Below are 18908 nucleotides of genomic sequence, written 5' to 3' on the forward strand. Positions count from 1 at the left end.
CGCCTGTCGAGTACGAAGCCAACTACTACACGGAACTCACGAAACCCCAGGTCACAACCACAATCTGAGATCTCTACCGAACCCGGGGCGGTTCACTGTTTCGGTGGTGCCTTCGACCCGCTGTTGCGAGGCGTGGTTCGGAGGTTGTGACGTCCACCTGGTGGTCAGTCGGGGCGTTTGGCGGCTTGATGTTTGACGAGTGATTCGAGGGTGCGGCCCAGCAGGGTGGGGGCGAGTCGGCGGGCTCGCCATACAGCGGTGGTCCCTCTGCCAGGGAAGGCGAAGGGCCGCCCTTTGGCATGGGAGTGTTCGATGGCTGCAAGGACGGTGTGCGGCGCGATGCCGCGTTTGGCGCTGACGGCGTGGGGGTGGGTGCGGCGCACGTGGTCCAGGAGTGGTGTTTCGACCGCGGGTGGGCAGGCGCAGGTGATGGTGACGCCGGTGCCGCGGCATTCTGCCGCGAGGACTTCGCAGAAGCTCAGGATGGCTGCTTTGGAGGCGCTGTAGGCCCCGACGTCCGGCATCGGCAGCCAGCCGGCGATGGATGCGACCACGGACAGGCGGCCGTGCCCTTGGCTGATCATGTCGGGCACGGTGGCCTTGGCGATGTGGACGGTTCCGAGGTAATTGACGCGTAGGACGTGTTCGATGTCGGCGGTGGGCTGCTGGAGGAGGCGGCCGATCCGGATGATTCCCGCGCTGTGGAAGACGGTGTCGATGGGGCCGAGGTCATCGCGCACGCAGCGTGTCGTGGCCTGGACGGCAGCTTCGTCGGCGACGTCGCACGGATACGCGGTGATGCCGGGGGTATTCCGGGCCAGGGCGAGGAGGCGGTCGGTGTCGCAGTCCACGGCAGCGACGCGGGTTCCTCGGCTCGCGAATGTGGCGGCGGCACATGCGCCGATGCCGCTGGCGGCTCCGGTGACCAATGCGGTGCGTGCGGGGCGAGAGGTGTGTGGGCGCATGGTTCTGGCAGCTTCCCTTCTCGTCTCATCGGAGACGTTCCGGTGGTGGACGCGGCGACCTGGCGGCGGAGGCGGTCAGGTTGTCAGGTGGCGTGGGGTGAGGATGTCGCCGAGGTACCCGGGCTGGTCCTCCCTGCGTGTGGCGGGGTTGGTGTAGCGCGGTGAGGTGCGCGTCCAGGTGTACGCCGCCGCGAAGTTGTCCCGCATATTGCCGACAATGCGGTGGACGTTGCCGCGCACTTCGGCGGGGGCGTTGAGGCGTTCGAGCATGGCGGGGACCTTCGACTCCGCGTCGAGGAACGTGTCAGTCCAGAAGTGGACCAGGCCGATCGCCTTGTCGATGGCTTGTGGCCGGGTGAGCCGGTGGTGGTGTTCGAGGACGAGCACGATGTTGTGCGGGTCGCCTTGTACTTCTTCCTTGTGGAGGGAGAAGAGGTCTTCGATGTAGTTGCAGCCGCGGACGGTTGCCTTGCGCAGGGTGCGGAAGACAGCTGTCTCGTGCACGGCGGCGGGGATCTCACAGCGATAGACACGTTCGGACAGGTCGAGTAGGACGGGCATGTATCCCGCCGCGTCGCGGATGCGGTCGTAGGCGGTCGGGGTGGGGATGCGCCTGCCGCACCGGTTGGCCGCCTCGGCGGCGAACGCCTCGAAGCACCGCTGCCAGTTCTGGGTGGCGCGGGCGTGCCAGGGCCGCGTCATGCCGTCGCGCTCGCGGTTCCACAGGTCCCGGAACGCCGCCGCGGCAGGGGCCGCGGCGGCCGTGGAGGCTTCCGGGGCGCGCAGGGCGGCGATCATGTCGTCGACGGCGGCGCGGGTCCGGCCGGCGTCCATGCCCAGTGCAGTGTCGAACTGGCCGTCGAAGAGGACCATCCAGGCGAAGGCGTCAAGGGCGAGGTCGAGTTCGGCGCCGGTGGCGTGCGGCCACCAAAAGCCGGACAGCGCCGGGAACTCCCAGTCGAGGTACTGCGCTTCGGCGTCTGCGGCCGGTAGCAGGCCAAAACTGCGCAGCCATTGCAGATGCCGCGGGACGGCTGGGGCCAGCTGGGGGTTGGCGTGGGCGGCGAACGGTAAGTCGAAGCGAAGGTCTTGAGGCATGCTGTGCTCCGTACAGCGTGGTGGAAGGTTCGGTGCAGGGATTGCCGCGACCGGCCGACAGCGCCGGACGGCGCGCGACCGCGGCGGGGATCAGTGCGGGTCTTTCCGGACTCGGACCCGCATGCGCAGCCCGCGGGGATGGAGTACCAGCCCGACGGCGGGGCGCACTCGCGAGGAGGCGGGTTCCAGACGGCAGTGGGCGGTGATCGAGGCCAAGGCCAGGACGGCATGGATGAGCCCGAATTGGTCTCCGATGCACCGGCGGGCTCCTCCGCCGAACGGGATGAAGCCGTCGCGTGGCGGAGGGGTGCCGGCCCAGCGGTCCGGGTCGAAGCGGTCGGGAGTCTCGTACAGGTCGCCCCGCCGGTGGATCAGGTAGGGGCTGTATGCCACGGTCGTTCCAGCCGGTACCGGGTGGCCGTCCAGTTCGGTGTCTGCGGTTGCCACCCGGGTGAACATCCATCCCGGTGGATACAGCCGGAGAGCCTCGGTGATCACCCGCTTGGCCAGCTGCAATCGCGGCAGGTGCTCGAAACGCGCCTCGCTGCCCTCCAGGACCGCGTGTGCCTCGGCATGCAGACGCCGTTCCACCTGCGGGTGCGCGGCCACCAGGTACAAAGCCCACGACAATGTGGCGGCCGTGGTCTCGGCTCCGCCGCTGAAGAAGGTCACCGTTTGGCTGACGATCTCCTCGTCGGTCAGCCCGCTGGCGCCTTCGGCATTGTCGTCGCGGGCGGCGAGCAGCGCGGACAGCAGGTCGCCGTGGTCCACCGGGTCGCTGCGGCGTGCGGTGACGACAGCGGCGAGGGCAGCCCACAAGCGGGCGCGCGCCCGGTGGTAGCTGCGGTTGCCCGGGGTCGGTAGGCGGGTCACCGCCGGGGGCAGCACCGCCCGCCGGTAGACGCCGCCCATTACCTCGGTCAGGTCGTCCAGCGCCTGCCGTAACTGAGAGGCGGACAGGGCGTCGGAGAACATCGCGTCGACGGCGACGCGGGCGGTCAGCGTCAGCATCTCGGCGTGGACGTCGATGACCGTTCCGTCGGCCCATCCGTCGAGGGCCGCCGCGGTCCGGCCAGTCATGACGCGGGCGTAATCCGGCATGCGGTCGGCGTGGAACGCGGGCTGGCATAGGCGCCGTTGGCGACGGTGTCGGGCCCGTGGGCACGACCCCAATCCGTCTCCGATGCCTTCCCGCAGCCGCTCGAAGACCGGGCCGCCCTTGTCGAAGGTCCGATCGTCGCGCAGGATTCGCCCCGTCAGCTCCGGAGTGCATGCCACCGCCGCCGTCATCGGCCCCAGGTGGATCACCGGCAAGGACCCGTAAGTAGGCAGAGACGACAAGAACCGCAACGGATCCCGCAGCAGTGCGGGAGCATGCCCCACCACAGGAAGAGCTGCCGGCACCGCCACCGCGCCCGACACACTAGGCTTCCCTAACTTTTTCCCGTAGCCACTCATGCCTGGCCACCTCCACCAACGAGCGCCGCCGTAGTAGAACCTGCCCGGTGTGGGCGGCCGCATCCGGGTAACCGTGGGACGGCCATGACGGACGAGTGAAATCGGCCGTCGTGGCATGTGGTGGCCACCACCCAGGAATAGCGCGCGATTCGAATAGCGCTCCCCGCCAGTTCCTCGGCGTGGGCGTGGATGAGGAGCCGTCTGTTCCGGATGTCGTCGTAGATGTTCTGAGCTTGGTTGGAGACCTCCCGGACTTCCGCTCGTGTGCACCAAGGCATGGCGTAGTTGGCCCAGGTCCACTCGGTGTCGATGGCCTGGCGGAGCCTGCTGCTGATCTCTGTCGCGATGCCGGCGGCGTTGGGCTGCTGGGCGGCTTGGTTGGCCCAGTAGGGCTCCTCGTGGTCGATGCGGGCCAGGACGAGGGTGTTCTCGGCGACAGTTTCCCAGCCGTCGGCCAGCAGAGCGGTGAGGGCGACATGGGCGTGGGAGCCGGTGATGGTCGCGGTCACAGCACTCGGATGGGTGGGGTGGGCGTCGAGGCGAACGTGGGCGTCGATGGAGGGCGTGGTCATGCGGAGCGGGGCTCCTTCTGCCGGCGGCCAGACCAGTCGGGTCCGGCCGCCGGACAGGTCGGGTCAGCGTGCGATGCGACTGATGGGTGGGGCTGTGGTGGGCGGCGGTCCGGCGCGGGGCGCCGTCCTGGTCGTGCGGCGCGGGGACCAGGTTGTTGGCGTGGGCGTGGTGGCGTGGTGCCAGCGGGTGCGAATGGCGGTCAGTTCGGCGAGGGCGCGGCGGCTGCCGACGACGAGTTGGTAGGGCGTGTTGACCGGGTCGTCGGTGAAGGCCACGATGCGGCGGCCGACGCGGTGGGCTGTGGTGAGGACAGACCGGTGCAGAATTCGCTCGCCCAGGTAGGGCGCGGACACGTCCGGTTCGGCGAGGAAGGCGAGCAGGTCCCGAAGGTCGTCCGCGGCACTCAGGACACCGCGCTGCTGGGCCTCCCATACGACGGTCACCGGATCGACGGGCGCGTGGCGGCGCACCAGAGCGGTCAGGCACTGCCAGAGACCGGCGTGCAGGGGCAGGGTGAAGTCCTCGGCGGCCAGCCAGCGCATCTGCTCCACCTCGGCCGGGCGCACCGTGCCCGTGGCCAGCAGCAGCCGCTCCTCCTGGGCGGCTTCGTCGCTGTCATGCAGGAAGGCCGGCGGGGGTTCAGGGGTACGGGGCAGCGATCCGGAGTGCGGTGGGAAAGCGGCGGCGATGTCGTCCGCGACGGATGCGAGGGCGTCGGCCTCGGCCAGTGTGGTCGACACGCGGTGCGGAAGCGAGGCGTCCCGTGCCGTGTGTATGAGGTGTGCGGCGGCCGTGCGCAGGCGGCGGCGGGCGTGTTCTGACTCGATGATCTGGACGTACGCGGACGTGTGCCGTGGGTCGGGGCATGCGCTGATGAGTCCGTGCAGATGTGCGGCGGTCAGTCCGCGCGCCTGCTGGCGGGCAGCGGTGAGCACCTTGCTGAACCAGGTGATGTGCTCGGTGGGCTCGGCCAGGCCGGGGGTGGATTGCGCACGCCGTGCGGCGAACGCGGCGGCGTAGTCGGCGACCTCGGCCATGGTGGGGGCCGGCAGGGTGCGGATCGCGGTGAACACCGCGGCGTGCGCGGCGGTGGAGAAGGCGTCCGGGCCGATCCGGGTGGCGTCAGCGATGCGCTGGGGGTCGGACAGGAGGGCACCGAGCAGGGCCTGCTCGGCGTAGTACACCGGCGGCCATGGCGTGATGGTGGCGAGATCGTCTTCGTCGGGGTCCGGGGTCTGGGGCATCAGGCGGCCAGGGTGAAGTCGTCTGGAGTGAAGGAGACGCTCAAGTGGGGGGCGAGGAGGTGGGCAGCGAGTCGGGGCGGGACGGCGTTGCCGATCTGGGAGAACTGCTGGCCCTTGTTGCCCTGCCAGGGGTAGTCGGCGGGAAAGGACTGGAGGATGCCCGCCTCGCGGGCGGTAATCCGGATCGGCTCGGGTACCGCCACGGCCTGCCCGTCAGGGGTGTCCATGAGGACGGGAGCGGCGGGTTCGGCGACCCAGGTGCATTCGTTCGCGCGGTGCCCGAAGAACAGCGTGCCGGCCGGTTCGTCCGCCCGTCGCACGGTGGCGTTGGCCTGGTTATTGCTCCGCAGGGACCATGCCCAGCGACGCCCTTCAGCGGTGAATGCCGCCGCCGCGCGGTCGACGGGCAGGCCGGTTCGGCCGCTGTGCCGGGCGGCCACGCCCGGATGCGGGGTCCACGTGCCGCGGTCGCGGGCGTCGGTGAGGGTTTTGCGGGAGCCGGAGGGGAACGGCTCGGGGCCGCCCCCTGGTCCGCCGCCGGCGCACACGGTGGGGACCGGGCCGTCGGTGCGGCCCCAGCCCAGGGCTTCGGCCATCGACACCCACCGGGCGCGGCCGGGGCCGAAGAGCGATTCCGGCTCGGCGATCTGGGCGTGTGTGGGTGGCGGCGGCTCGGCGGTACGGACGCGGGAGGCGAGGAGGATCGCACGGCGGCGGGTCTGGGGGACGCCGTAGTCGGCCGCGTTCAGGATCCCGGTCCACACGGAGAACCCCCAGGTACGCAGCACCGCGGCGTACTGCTTCCACAGGGGCAGGACGTCGGGGACCTCCTCCATGGCCACCCACTCCGGCTCGCCTACCGAGTTCAGGGCGTGCAGGTAGCGCATGGGCTCGGCCGCGAGTAGGGAGCGCGGGTCGGCGCACGCGGCGAGCAGCTGCTCGCGGGTGTCGCGGCCGGCGGCGAGGTCGGAGACGGCCTGGTGGACGAGCGGCTGGTCGACCAGGCCGAGGCGTTTGCCGGCCATCGACCACGCCTGGCACGGCGGTTCCCTATCAAGTCCTGCGTGTTGAATCTTTCGATGAATCTGATCTCGGATGTGGTGTCCTCCTTGGAGAGGTGAGTGGAGCCCGGTTCGTGACGTCAGTCAGTTGGGCGAGGCTGAGTCGGAAGAACTCGTACCCGTGCATCAGGGGTGGTGAGTTCGGTCCGCAGCTGCCGGTTCTCCACGGTGAGTTGGTGGACGACTCGGACGACGGCTTCGAGGTCGGTCTGGAGACGGGTGATCTCGGCCTTGTCGGCTTCCCGGAGCTCTTTGAGCTTGACGATCTGCTGGCGCAGGCGCTTCTCGCTGTCTGGCATCTCGCCGCGGGCCCGGACCTTGTCGTAGAACTCGGCCTTCAGGTCGAGGTGGCGCTGCGTGAGCGCGTTGCGAGGAACTCCGGCTTCTGTGGCGAGAGCGACGATCGTCAACGCGCCGTTGGAGCGTTCGGGGGTCCCGGCCAGGATGCGGTCCATCGCGGCGCGGATGCGTTTGCGTTCATCCAGGGCAGGCGTCACGGGGCGGTCTCCGGAAGGACGATGCGGGTGCGGTCGTGGTCATCGGCGATCTCGCGGCATTTGGCTGCGTTGCCGCGCAGGCGGTCCCCGATCGGGCAGGGCAGGCGGCTGGCCCGTGTGTCCAGAGCGGTGGCCCGCTCGCGGAGCTGGTCGGCGTGGTGGTCGGATCGCGCGATGTTCGCGCAGGCGCTGACGCAGCGGTCCAGGCTCGGGCTGTCGTTGTCGGTGTCGCGGTGGCAGAGGGCTCGATCCCGGTTGTAGACGCACATCAGTAGCGTGTTGGGGTTGTCGTAGACGGCCAGGGCCGGGTTGTTGAGGATCTTGCGTGCCGTGCGAGCCGTAACGATCGTGCCCTGGAACTGCGGAGCGGTGGCAGCTGCGTTGATCGCGCGGCGGGCTGCGGGGCCGGAGACGCCGATGCCGTTGTCCAGGTCGTCCTGGAGGTCGGTGATGGTGTCGATGGTCGCTCGGGCTGTCTCGACGTTCAGCAACTTGTGGATGCCGTCACGGCTGCGGGAGGCGTAGCCGGCCGAGATGGTGGTCCGCAGGTGGCCGTACTGAATGGCCAGGGCCACCAGCCCACCCGGCCGACGCGCGATGTGCCAGGCCAGGGTGCGCCGGAAACGTTCGGTTCCGATGCTGCCGTGCGGATCGGGCGGGATGACCTCATGGGCCCTGCCAAGGGCGCTGGCTTCGGCGTTCGCCCAGACGATGAACTCCTCGATGCGGCCCCTGATCGTGGAGATCCGCAGTGAGCCGTCCCCGTTCTGCACCGTGCCCTTGCCCAGGTAGTGGGCACGGTGGTCGAACAGCAGGGCCCCGGAGGGGACGAGGCGTTCGAGGACGCGGACCGCGTGGACGACGGGCGCGATGGCCACCCAGGGGGCCTCGCGCACGACGCCGGCTGACACATGGTTGCCGCCATCGTCGCGGGCGGTCTTGTAGACATGGCCGTAGACCTTGTGCTGGGGAAGGCGTCCGCTCTCGTCCGGTACGGGGTCGGGACAGCAGCCGGAACGTAGCCCCAGGACCTCGCCGGGCCGCATGCCGGTGAGATAGGCGATGACGATGAAGCACGCGGCGGTCAGGTGCTGCATCAGGTCGAGCGTCTCGTTGAAGTCGATGGCGGCGCGCCAGGGTTGGCCGTCAACGGCACCCGTGATGCGGATGCTGAGTGGGCACGGACCTGGACGTCGGGCCACCGCTTGTTTCCAGGACGGCGTCCCGAGCCGACGGTGGACCTGGTCGAGGGAAGCGCCGGTCGTGCCGGCGACGTAGTGGGTGTTCAGACAGCGGCGGCCGGCGTGGACGTGCGTCGGTAGCGGCTGGTCGGCCGCGAGCCGTCGGTCGATGTACGAACGCAGCGCGGTCAGCGTGTCGGGGGTCCCGACGTTGGCGAGTGTCGCGGAGCGAAGACGACGGCGTTCGGCGTCCGCGGCCAGGATGTCCTCGGCGAAGTCGTCGACCAGGCGGATCGCCCAGATCAGCAGCGGCCCCATGGTCTCGGGCGACAGCTCCTCGGTGAGGTTCTCCCCGGTTTGGGCGGTGGTCGCGGGCGGCAGATAGTCGTCGACTCCATGGACGTCCCACAGGGGCCTGCCGACGCCGAGAGGATGCGGGCCGAGGGCATCAAAGGCCCAGAGCCGGGTCAGCGTGATGAGCACCTTGTGGACTCGGCTGCGGGTGGCTCCGGTCTCCAGAAGCCAACTCGCGTACTTCTCCAAGGTCGTGCTGCCGCACGAGCGCAGCGTGTCCAGGCCCTGCTCGTGCATCCACGTCGCCATGCGGCGCCAGAGCCACACGGTCTGGTAGATGGTGGGCGCGCTGGTGCGGTTGCGCCAGGCCGTGGCGCGTTCGCGGACGAAGCTCGCGGAGAGGGAACCGTTGATCATTGTCCAGGCGATCAGGCGGAACTCCTCGCGCAGCCCGGCCGGGAAGCCGCTCCAGTGGATGGCGTGGGCGTCGGCGCTCGGGTTGCTGTTCATCGGCGACAGGGGCCAGATGTCGTCGCCGTAGCGGATGACGGGGCCGACATACCCTTCAGTGAGCACCTGCGGGCCGAAGACCGGGGTGTCCGGGCCGGGTAGGGGATCAGTGCCGGCTATGGCGATGAGGTTCACGCGGAGAGTCCTCCGTTCAGCAGGTCGTCGATCAACTCCCGGTCGTCGGCACTCACCTCGGCCAGCGCCTTGGCCCAGGCCGCCACTCCCAGACGTCGGCTGAGATGTTCGAGCCGGGCATGGGCCTCGCCCCAATCGGCCTGCCACAACGCCGGATTCATCGCGCTGCGCAGCTGGGACAGGGCCCGGTGCAGATGGGCCAGCCGGGCGTGATGTCCAGGGTGAATACGCGCGTTGGTGCAACCCAAGCAGGCCAGGAACGCGGCCCCGCAGCGGCCGTCCGCGCCGGGAAAGGGGCCGTTGTCGAAGTCCCGGCAGTCAGCGGTCGCCGCCTCTGCATCCCCTGCCACCGGCGCATCACGCAGTTCAGCCGCCAGTACTACCCGTTCTGCCTGCTGTCGGGCGGCTTCGGCGGCCGCCGCGATCACCGGGACGGCGGCCTCCTGAGCCCGCGGGTCGGGCAGGACATAGGTGCGATCGTGGGTGTCCTGACTGTTCTGGCCCGGCTCACGGCGCTCGACCACATTCACCGTGCGCCGCCCGCGCCGAAACGGAGAGCCAGCCACCCCGGCCAGCTGTGCCCAATGACCGGCACTGTTGCGGCCGGTGCCCAGGCGGAACCAGTCGCCGACATCTGTGCCGCACCCGCGTACCGCCGAACGCCAGATAATCAGTCGATTCGTGCCGGGCGCCATGTCCTCCACCGCCTCCCGTGCGAAACGAGTGGCCGCCAGAGCCTGGGTGATCAACCGCCCCGGGGAGCTGCCACCCAGATCAGTGACGTTGCGCGTCTCGTGCTGCCGTCCGCTGCCGAGCCTGCGCTTGACCAATTCGAGGCGATAGGTCGGATGGCCGTCCGGCCCGCTGTCCGCACTCGCCAGCGGCACCGCCAGGGCGTCGATGACCGCGAGGTTCAGCCCGAACTCCGCCATCAGTAGCACCCCCAGAGACGTCGCTTCCAGCCGACTCAGATACAGCCGCTTCCAGGTGTGTTCCTTGCCCGCCCCGCCCAGAGCGCGGACGTACCGGTAGACGGGCGAGACTTCCCCCGTGGGACCGTGCGGGTAGCACGGCACGTGCCCGGTGCGAGCGAGGCAATCCAATGCCTCGCCGATCAACCAGTCACGACCGCCCTCGTCGAAGGTGCCCGCTCGCCACAACTCGAGGTGGCGGGCATTGCTCTCGATCCGCAGAAGCGCGGTGCGAAACAGCCTGCGGGCCGCTGCCTTGATCTGGTCGAACTCGGCATCGCCGTACGACCTTTCCTGCGCGGGCGGCCTGGATATTCGCTTTGCCATGGCCTCGGCCGCCTCGCCCACCACACGCGGATCGTCCAGCAGCAGCGTTCCAACATTGCGGACCTGGCTGTATCCGGCCGACTGCGTGGTGCGGCTCAGTCTCCACGCGTTCCAGACGGCAGCGGTGATCTCATCGACGTCCTGTGGAGGCGTCGGAAGCGCCGCCAGCCACACGGTGAAGATCCGCAGCTTCTCCCACTGGAGCTTGCTGGTCTGCACCGATGCCCATCGGTGGCTGTGGCACCGGCCCGCGAACAGCGCAGCCAGCGAGCGCTGCAGCGGCTCGGCGACCGGCAGGGTCGAGAAGTCATAGGACCGCACCGAAGCGTTCTGCGCGTCGCGGTGTTCCACCACCAGCCCACCCTCGGACAGCACCTCCGGGCGGCGGTGGACCGTGGTCGGCAACGACGCCTGGCGTCCGCGGCGACTCATGCGATGGGGTCCTTCCTCGATTCCATCCGGGCGTCGATGTCCTGGATGCCTTCGGTCTCGCGGGCGACCCGGGCGAAGACCTCGTCCAACGGCAACTCGGCTCCGGCCGCTTCGTCGTGCGGCAGCGGAGCGGTCTCCAGCAGGGATCGCAGCTGCAGATCCGCCACGGGCGCCAGGTAGATCGCTCGCGTGGTCTCCAGGTCCGCGTGTCCCAGCAGGTCCTGCACCATCCGCCATGGATCCCCATAGAGCAGGCGGAAGTCCCGGCGTTCCTCGGGTGTCAGCCTGAACTTCTGGTCCATCAAGTAGTGCAGGACCACCAGCATGTAGAGGGCGAACGAGTGGCGTGCGGCGTGCGGGGTGGCCTGGGGTGCGACGCTCCGGTAGGGGGCGAACCCCAGCGTCTCGGGCGACGGATCCAGCACCGCCCGGCAGCGTTCGTTGGCCCCGCGGAACACGCCCTCCCAGGACGAGATCCGAAACGGCAGGCCCTGCTCGTTCAGCCACAACCACAGCGGCTCCGGCCCGTGAGGGCCCTCCGTGTAGAGCGTCATCCGCTCCGCCACGGTCAAATCCGAGAGCGCCTTCCTGCTCAACACCCCGTTGCGGTCGCACCAGTGCACCACGCGCTTCACGCCGCTGGTCACCTTGGTGACCAGCCGCATGTCGGCAACGGCGTCGTACCGGCCGACGGCCTGAGCTTTGCGAACGGCCTCCGCGCGAAGCCCTTGCCGGTATGCCTCGACCTCGCCCACGACATGCGCCGCGACGTAGAACGTGCGCGCCTTCTTCGACCGTGTCACCGCGGCGGCGATCCGTCCGACGTAGTAGCGGCCTCCCTGCAGTCGGATCGACGGAACCTCGAAGGTCAGCAGGGAGCCGCCCTCGCTCAGGCGCATCCCCGAGGAGAAGAGGAGGTCGGCGAAGGGAGCATTCCGGTCCTCCAGCCTCCCCGCCCAGAGCGGGCCCGGCAGTCCGTCGGCGGTGTGTCCGCGCAGCCCCACGTTCACCCAGCGGCGCCAGGCCCGCGGGGTCAGCCACTTCACGTTGCTCGCCCTGGCGTCCTTGGCCCTGGCCGCCGGCACCTGGATCACGGTGCCGCTGCGGCCGATGATCTCCTTCATGGCCACCGGGTTGCGGGGTATCAACTCCCGTGCCTCTGCCCAGGTGTAGAGACCGGCGAGCGCAGTCAGCTCGCGGTCCCACTTGGATCCGCCCACGAGACTCGGGTTCTCCGGGGCAAAGCGCCGCCAGTCCTCGTAGTCGTCCACGTCGTCAGCGACGGCCTGAGTCCACACGTGCCCGCGAGCCCAGAGGAAGTTCAGGAACAGGCAGATGTCGGTGACGTAGTTCCGCTTCGTCTCGACGGTGTACCGGCGGAACCTCCGCGTACGGACGTATAGGCAGAGCAGCTCGTCGACTCGGTAGTCCGGAGCGAGAAGGATCGGATCCCCGGGCGTGATGCCCACCTGCTGTTCGGCCTCGGCCAAGTCGTCCCAGCCCTCGATGAGCGAGGGACGAACGCCAACGGAACTTGCATCCGCTGGTACCCAGAACACGCGCCAGCCAGCCACAACCACCCCTCCCTGAACTCCTTCAACACGCTCATTCAACAGGGAAGGGCGGGGAGGCGATCAGTCCGAGAACGCGCCCGGAGAAGATCCATACCGGATAGCGGGCGACGTCGGTCCGGATGGTCAACTGACCGGCCTGAGCACGGGTTTTGCAGGCCCAGGGGTCCCACTCCAGGCCGATGTCGCGGGCCCCGAGGACGGAGAGGGCGTGGCTCCACCCGCCGGGGCCGGCGAACAGGTCGAGGATGATCCGTCTCACGAGGCCAGGCCGAAGTCATCCTGAACCAGCTCGGCTCCCCCGCGGCAGGCCCAGGGAGAGCAGCCGTCGACCACCCCGTTCTCCAGCTCCTCCGCCACGGGGGCGCGGTCGTCGACTTCTTGCTGGCGGGCGGCCCACTCGGCAGCCGTGACATGGTCGATCGGGGCCTGGTCGAGAGGCACCCGGGAGCGGTGGAGGAACGCCTGCCCGAGCAACTGGTTGCCGCCGGCGTTCGCGCGGGCGTTGCCCTGGCGGATGGCGGCGTCGAATGCCACGACGTCCTGCCACTCGTCCGGGCTCGTGTCCCGGATGTGCCTCCACTGCGCATTGCCGTGGAACGGGCAGCCCAGGCAGCTGGACTTCGGGGTGTCGGCGAGACCGAGCGAGGCGAGGTAGCGGATGCAGTCGGTGCGCAACCAGCCCAGGTCGATGAGCGGGTGGCGGTTGCGCATGTAGCGGACGTCGGCGTCCTTGGCGCGGTGGAATTCGTCGGTGGAGATGCCGACCCACTGCTCGACGAAGATGTCCTTCGGGATGCGCTGCGGGTAGGGGTATCCGAGGAGTTCCCGGACTTGTCGTTTTATCGGCTTGATCTTGTATTCGCCGGTGCACTGGCGCCGGGTCATGCCCTGCCTGCCGTCCTGGTTGAGGATGTACAGGGGCATGGAGGCGAAGCGGTGCGCCGGGTCGAGGGCGTCGCGACGGATGTTGCCGGAGGAGACGCGCAGGATCGGTATGCCGGCAGGAGCGGCTATCTCCCTCTCCAGCCGGTCGAGGTGCCGGTAAACGGCGCGCGGCTCCCAGCCGGTGTCGGCGAAGATCGCGTAATCGGCCTTGGGAAGCAGGCCGTTGGCGGAGAGGGCGAGCATGGCGCTGGACTGAACGCCAGCACCGAGCGATATGCAGACGAGCGTGGGCGAGGGGGGAATCGGGGACTTCCTTGCGTGAACGAGGCTGCGGCAGGCATACGCCGCGGAGCGTGTGGCTGTGTCAGCGGCGTGCGCGGGCGGTGGTGACCGCAGCCGCCGGGGCGGGGACGGGGCGGGCCGGCGCCAGACCAAGGTGCAGGGGGGAGTTGATGACCGTGCTAAGGACGGAAAGACCGAGGGAGGTCAGACGGACGCGGTCACGTGGCGGCCCACCAGGAAAGAAGGGCGGTGCGGACGCGGGCTCGCGAGTCACCAAATCCTGGGCTTCCAGGCGGCGCAGCACGTCGACGTCCACCGTCACGGTGTGGCCGTAGCCGCGTTGCCTGTACTGCTCGGTGACGATGACGTGACCACGGGCGACTTCGAGCAAGGTGCCGCGATGGCCGGCGTCCATGCCGGGGACAGTGGTATGGCTGCGCGCCCGGTCGGGAAGTCTGGCGGCGATATGCGTGGCGGACTCGACGATGGCCGCGGGCGCGAGGGCGGTGAGTTCACGGGCCAGCCGCAGGTACTGGCCGAACCCACGGCGGCGATCGGGGGGGTGCGTGTTCCGCATCGCCCTCGGGCAGAGCGTGCTGTGCGGCGGCGAGGTAGCGGGTGGCCCCGCTGGTCAGGTAGGCGATCTGTTTCAGCCGTACGACGGCGCTGGACACCGGCTCGATGGCAGGCAGGCGCTGCTGCCGGACCGTCTTGATGGAGGCAAGGGCCTCGCGTTCCAGGCGGTGGGCGGATGACACGGAAGCCCCCGGGTCATGAGAGGCGCGGCCGGCGAACAGCAGGTCGATCCGGTCGTTGTGCCGGGTGTACAGGTCGGCAAGCGCCAGCAGTCGCTCCACGGGCATCAGCGGCACGGGCGCGTCCACTTCGAATAGAGGGGCGTGGTCGGGGTCTGGTGGTGTCGTCATCAGAGCTTGTGGAGGTTGGCGAGGTCAGCGCAGGCGGGCTGCCTGCTGACCAGGGAGCGGCGGCGTCGGCACGGCGACACCACCGGTCGGCTGGGGTGTGGTGAGGCAGGCGCGTGCGTCCGACAGCGCGCGCAGGGTCTCGTGGACGTGCGCGCTGAGCTTGATGTGCATGTCAACCGCGTCTGTCTGCTTTTGCAGCGTGCTCTGCGCGTCGGGCTTGCTCAGGGCGACGATGGGGGCCAGTACCAGGGTGTAGTGGGCGGTCGCGCGGCCGAGGTGGGCAGCTGCCCTGCTGAGCGGCTCGACTCGAGCCTGGTCTGCGGCATCGGCGTAGTCGTAGACAAGACCGAACTGGGCGTCGCCTGCCGCCCGGGCAGTGAGGTGACAGAGCAGGTCGATGTGCCGCAACACGATGAACACGCTGTCGGAAGGGGTGGTGAGGGGGTGGTCGAGCAGGTCGGCGAGAACGGCGTCCAGTGCTTCCTGCATGGTCATGTCGTCGAGGTCTGCCGGCTCGTAGGTGTGCAGCACGGGCTCCTGGGTGGATGAGGTGGTCACGCCGGACCGCGGGCAGTCATGGGCGGCTCTGGCCTGCGCAGCAGCGAGATCCCGCGATGCCGGGAGAGGGCCTTGCTGACCTTTGCGCTAGCTAGCGCGCTATATGGCGTGAGGGTTAGTACGTCATCTAGGACAGCGTCTAGCGCGATGACTAGCCCTTTGCCTGGCAGAGGCGTGACGATGTGTGTGTTCGAGCGTGGGTGAGCCGCGCGGTGAGCGTGCCAGCAATTCGCCGCCAGGGGCGCACCCTCAGTCTGGTGACGCCGTTCTTCAGCAGTTCGAAGTCGGCGTGCCGTGACGCGGGCGGTCGACGGGCACGGGCACATCGATCTCCCGGAAGGTGATGCTGGGTCTCCGGGGAGGTCAGTGGGTGCGGTGCTGCCTCGGCCCAGCGGCCGGTCCGCGGGGGACAGCAGTTGAAGCGCGGCAGGGTAGGGCGGGGATCGCTTCGGGGGTGGGGATGCCCAGTTCGATGCGGACGCCGATGCCGTGGGCGTAGGCGTGGCTTTCGGCTCGCACGACCGTGCCCAGCTGTTCGGGCTCGCTCAGCGGCGTGGCCGGTCGGTACAACGTGCCGTCGGCCGAGGGAGTAAAGCCGTGTTGTTCAAGAAGGGAGCGCGCCTCGGCCGTGGTGGCGGTCGCGGTGAGGGCGGTGCCGGTGAAGGTGAAGCAGAGATCGGGTTCGGGCTGCGGGGCCGCCAAACTCCACCGGGTGGTCCATGACAGGTCAATCAGGTCGTGGGTGTGCGCCAAGAGCCCGTACATCGCTATGCCGGCTCGCTCATTGGCCTCCTCGGACGTGGTGGGAGGCAGCAGATAGACGGTCCGGCCGTTGACCCTGCGGGCGGCGAACCCGGCATTGACCAGCAGACGGTTGGCGCCGCGCATGGGGCGATTGAGAGCGACGAATGTATGGCCGTCATCAGTGGAGCCGATGAACACGTCCGGTACGTCCACGAGGGACACGGAATCTCCTAAACGGGGGCAGCTCTCGCTGTGTGGTGGGGCGATGGCGGCGCACTGGGGGGCGTCAACGCCTGATATGCGCCGTGGGCTGCGCTACCGGGGCAGGCAGTGGTGTGGGCCGTGGGGCAGCGGACGCCCTTTCCGGCACGTCGGCCAGGGCGTGGGCGATGAGCTGCTGGTCCTCACTTCGGGCTGCCGCCGACGCCAGCCGCCGGGACAGCTGCTGCGCCACGGCGCGGTAGGTGGTGGCCGCTCGCTTCATCTCGTCACCGGCCCGCCGTAGCTGGTCTCGGCTGGCCGCGGGTGTGGGGTCGGCGTCCTCGTACAGCAGAATTTCGGTGCGGAGGTGGATGGCCAGGTTGCACAGCGTCGCGGCGAGCGAGATCTGAGAGCAGGCGCTGGCAAGGTGCGCGAGGTTCTCGTCGCCGCCCTTCATCGCGGCGTACTGGCTGACCGAGAGATCGTGGAACTGCCGCGTGCACTGCATTGCAAGTTCCTGCACACGCAGGCTGATGGGGGCGATCTCCCGGACGGGCTTGGCGATCTCGCCCTTCCGTACCTGTTCCACTTCCGCGTGCAGGTCGTTCAGGGCCGGGGCCACCTCGCCGAGGAGGCGGGTGTGCTCGGCCAGGTCGGCGATCTGCAAGATAACTCCACTTGCTGGCAGGGGACTTCGTGAGCGCGAAGTGCGGAGGGCCGCTGTCGTCCAGGCCGGTCGTACCGGCTCAGGGGGCCTCCCACAGGAGTCGGGCGATGTGGTCGTTGCCGCGGTCGGTCCGAGGACGGGAGGCGGTGTGCCATCCGGTCCGGGGCGGCCGGCTGGCGATGACACGCCAGCCGGCACCGCGCAGGGAGGCGCCGCTCTCGCCGTCCTGCGTGTAGGTGATCAGCCGCCGGTATCCGAGGGCTTTCGCCGCCCGCCATGCCGCCCCGTACAACAGCGAGTTGGCGTTGCGCGCGCCGTCGCAGGCGGTACGGGTGACTTCGAGGGTGGTGCCGTCGTCGAGGTGGCGGGCGACGGGCCGGCCCACGATCGCCACGGCACGGAGCGTTCCTTCCTCGTCGGCGGCTCCGACGGCGAAGATCTGTCCGGCCGGGGGCGCGTGGTGGCGGTGCCAGGTACGGACGAAGTCCTTGGCCTCGCGGGAGCGGACGGGCACCAGGTGCAGCCGGACCCCGCTCATGCGGTCTGCCCGTAGTCGGACTGGCTCGGGGTGTGCTTGGCGACGGCACGTTCGGTGATCGCCTTGGAGGCGCGGGCTGAGGCGGCGGCCAGTTCGCCGGCGTCGGGTTCGGCGTACCAGGGGCGCAGGTCAAGCATGGCGGCGCGCATGCCGGTGGCGAAGACCAGGGCGGTGCCCTTGGGCAGGGCGCGGATCGCGTCGGCGGGCAGGATCCGCTCCTGCCGCATGCTGACGGACGTCGACTTGCCGGACTCGGATGTGGAGGTGGACGTGGTCTCGACGTCGTGGTCGCCGATCAGTCGGGACAGCTTGTCCGCGAAGTCCGGGTCGTCGATGCCGGATCCGATGACCTTGACGGTCGCGGCCGACCACATTGCATCCATGCCTGCGTCTCCCCAGACCTTCTGGCCCTGGCGGTAGGACTGCAGGATCGTGATCGGGATGATCCCTCGGCTGCCGAGGTGGGAGTACAGGTCCGGCAGATCGCTGATCTTGCAGACGTTGGCGGCCTCGTCCAGGATCGCCAGCATCGGCGGGTCGAGGCGTCCGCCGGCGCGCTCGGCCTGGGCGGTCGCGGCTCGCATCACGGAGTCCGCGCACGCCGCGATCAGCGCCGACGCGCCTCCGCCGCCGTCCTTGGACAGCAGGTACAGGGTGTCGGTTGAGGTGACGAACTCGGCCGGGCGGAACTCGGGGGCGTCCTTCTGCGGCGTCACCCAGGCGGCGATCTCGCTGTTGAGGAGGGCGGCGGCGTACTGGCGGGCGGTCTCGTAGATGCCGTCGCGGGTCTCCGGCGGGCCTTCCACGGTGCCCTTGAGCTGGGCGGCGACCGCGGTGAAATTGTGATCGCGGAGGATGTCGAGCGGGGTGCGGTCGGCGGGGAAGGCCAGCCACTGCATCACGTCGGTGATCGGCCGGTCATCCAGCGCGGCGGCGAGGAAGAGTTGGCTGAGGATGTTGGATCCGGCCTTGGACCAGAAGTCGCCCTGCTGGGAGGCGTCCACTGAAGCGGCGAGAAAGTGGCCGGCGAGGCGGCCGGCGCCGTCGAGAGTCTTGGCGTCGGCGAGGGGGTTCCACCACATCTCGCGGGCGGCGTGGGCGATCTGCTGCGGGTCCATCGACCACACCCGTCCCACTCCGGCGCGGGCGTCGAGGGTGGCGGTGTAGGCGTCGCCGGCCGCCTTGTTCGAGGTCAGCAGGACCGGTCCCGGCGCGTTGAGGATGGACGGGATCGCCAGCGAGGTGGTCTTGCCGGACCGTGGCGCCATGATGGCGACGGCCACGTCCTCGTACCCCATGCGGACCTCGTGCCTGGTGCCCTGGAGGTTGCCGAGGAGGATGCCGGTGTCGCGGGCGTCGATGTGCTTTGCGGTCTTCAGGCTCGGGCGCAGTGAGCGTGCCTTGTCGGTGATCGCCTTGGCCATCAGGGGCTCGATGTCCTTCGGTTTGGCCATCCCGGTGATCTTCTTCTTCCGGCCGCCGCCGTTGTTCTTGTGCCGGGCCCACAGCAGGCCGGCCATCGTGCCGAGTGCGAGGAGAACGGTGACGGGGATGATGCGGGCACCGATCAGCAGGGACGTTTCCCCGAGCTGGGGCCAGAGCTGGTCGGGGTGGAGGAGGGCGGTGGTCGGCTGGTATGGCGCCCAGGCGTGCCCGGTGAGGTAGGCGGTGATGTTGCCGGACAGCCAGGCGAGGTGGGAGAGGGGGACGACGACGGCGAGGACGCCCATCAGGAGACGGAAGGCGATGTCGTAGCCGTCGGAGTTGTTGGTGGAGGCAGGAGGCAA

Annotated in this window: 17 protein-coding genes and 2 pseudogenes; all 19 read right to left on the minus strand. The window is 69.4% G+C overall.

Going from position 1 to position 18908, the window contains the following annotated elements; genetic code table 11:
• Positions 1-164: 164 nt before the first annotated feature.
• The 19 genes and pseudogenes from ABT288_RS12275 to ABT288_RS12365 all read right to left on the minus strand — a co-directional run bounded on the left by ABT288_RS12275 (position 165) and on the right by ABT288_RS12365 (position 18908).
• Entirely contained in the window at positions 165-965 is an 801-nt protein-coding gene (locus tag ABT288_RS12275; RefSeq protein ID WP_351605700.1) for an SDR family NAD(P)-dependent oxidoreductase, read from the minus strand.
• A 75-nt stretch (positions 966-1040) separates the two neighbouring features.
• Complete coding sequence (locus ABT288_RS12280) at positions 1041-2063, minus strand: terpene synthase family protein (protein ID WP_351605702.1); 1023 nt, start codon at positions 2061-2063, stop codon at positions 1041-1043.
• A gap of 90 nt (positions 2064-2153) precedes the next feature.
• Positions 2154-3584 carry a cytochrome P450 gene (locus tag ABT288_RS12285; protein ID WP_351605705.1) on the minus strand — a complete coding sequence of 477 codons (1431 nt, stop codon included), beginning with the start codon at positions 3582-3584 and terminating at the stop codon, positions 2154-2156.
• Positions 3518-4093 (minus strand): hypothetical protein, encoded by a 576-nt coding sequence (locus ABT288_RS12290; protein ID WP_351605708.1) that lies wholly within the window; start codon positions 4091-4093, stop codon positions 3518-3520. The genes ABT288_RS12285 and ABT288_RS12290 overlap by 67 nt, the downstream gene beginning before the upstream one ends.
• 63 nt (positions 4094-4156) lie before the next feature.
• On the minus strand, positions 4157-5338 hold the full coding sequence (locus ABT288_RS12295) for a DnaB-like helicase N-terminal domain-containing protein (protein WP_351605711.1): 1182 nt from the start codon (positions 5336-5338) through the stop codon (positions 4157-4159).
• Positions 5338-6399 (minus strand): annotated as a pseudogene (locus ABT288_RS12300) (DNA cytosine methyltransferase); the annotation flags it as partial. The pseudogene ABT288_RS12300 and the gene ABT288_RS12295, both read right to left, overlap by 1 nt.
• 80 nt (positions 6400-6479) lie before the next feature.
• Positions 6480-6896 carry a hypothetical protein gene (locus ABT288_RS12305; RefSeq protein WP_351605713.1) on the minus strand — a complete coding sequence of 139 codons (417 nt, stop codon included), beginning with the start codon at positions 6894-6896 and terminating at the stop codon, positions 6480-6482.
• Positions 6893-9016: an integrase gene (locus tag ABT288_RS12310; protein ID WP_351605716.1), complete on the minus strand. Its 2124-nt coding sequence runs from the start codon at positions 9014-9016 to the stop codon at positions 6893-6895. Before ABT288_RS12310 ends, ABT288_RS12305 begins: the two co-directional genes overlap by 4 nt.
• Entirely contained in the window at positions 9013-10746 is a 1734-nt protein-coding gene (locus tag ABT288_RS12315; RefSeq protein WP_351605719.1) for a hypothetical protein, read from the minus strand. The genes ABT288_RS12310 and ABT288_RS12315 overlap by 4 nt, the downstream gene beginning before the upstream one ends.
• On the minus strand, positions 10743-12236 hold the full coding sequence (locus ABT288_RS12320; protein ID WP_351605722.1) for a site-specific integrase: 1494 nt from the start codon (positions 12234-12236) through the stop codon (positions 10743-10745). The genes ABT288_RS12315 and ABT288_RS12320 overlap by 4 nt, the downstream gene beginning before the upstream one ends.
• 130 nt (positions 12237-12366) lie before the next feature.
• Positions 12367-12570: pseudogene (locus ABT288_RS12325) on the minus strand (DNA cytosine methyltransferase); the annotation flags it as partial.
• Between the two features lie 5 nt (positions 12571-12575).
• Positions 12576-13448: an adenine nucleotide alpha hydrolase family protein gene (locus tag ABT288_RS12330; protein ID WP_351605725.1), complete on the minus strand. Its 873-nt coding sequence runs from the start codon at positions 13446-13448 to the stop codon at positions 12576-12578.
• A 121-nt stretch (positions 13449-13569) separates the two neighbouring features.
• Positions 13570-14064: a hypothetical protein gene (locus tag ABT288_RS12335; protein WP_351605727.1), complete on the minus strand. Its 495-nt coding sequence runs from the start codon at positions 14062-14064 to the stop codon at positions 13570-13572.
• Positions 14000-14413 (minus strand): hypothetical protein, encoded by a 414-nt coding sequence (locus tag ABT288_RS12340; RefSeq protein WP_351605729.1) that lies wholly within the window; start codon positions 14411-14413, stop codon positions 14000-14002. The genes ABT288_RS12335 and ABT288_RS12340 overlap by 65 nt, the downstream gene beginning before the upstream one ends.
• A gap of 24 nt (positions 14414-14437) precedes the next feature.
• Entirely contained in the window at positions 14438-14944 is a 507-nt protein-coding gene (locus ABT288_RS12345; RefSeq protein ID WP_351605732.1) for a hypothetical protein, read from the minus strand.
• A gap of 390 nt (positions 14945-15334) precedes the next feature.
• Positions 15335-15928, minus strand: coding sequence for a hypothetical protein (locus ABT288_RS12350; RefSeq protein WP_351605735.1), 594 nt, complete (start codon positions 15926-15928; stop codon positions 15335-15337).
• A 73-nt stretch (positions 15929-16001) separates the two neighbouring features.
• On the minus strand, positions 16002-16583 hold the full coding sequence (locus ABT288_RS12355) for a hypothetical protein (RefSeq protein ID WP_351605738.1): 582 nt from the start codon (positions 16581-16583) through the stop codon (positions 16002-16004).
• A gap of 79 nt (positions 16584-16662) precedes the next feature.
• Complete coding sequence (locus ABT288_RS12360) at positions 16663-17121, minus strand: XF1762 family protein (protein ID WP_351605740.1); 459 nt, start codon at positions 17119-17121, stop codon at positions 16663-16665.
• Positions 17118-18908, minus strand: a complete 1791-nt coding sequence (locus ABT288_RS12365) for a type IV secretory system conjugative DNA transfer family protein (RefSeq protein ID WP_351605743.1) — start codon at positions 18906-18908, stop codon at positions 17118-17120. Before ABT288_RS12365 ends, ABT288_RS12360 begins: the two co-directional genes overlap by 4 nt.

The organism is Streptomyces sp. NPDC001093 (assembly GCF_040298985.1).
GTDB lineage: Bacteria > Actinomycetota > Actinomycetes > Streptomycetales > Streptomycetaceae > Streptomyces.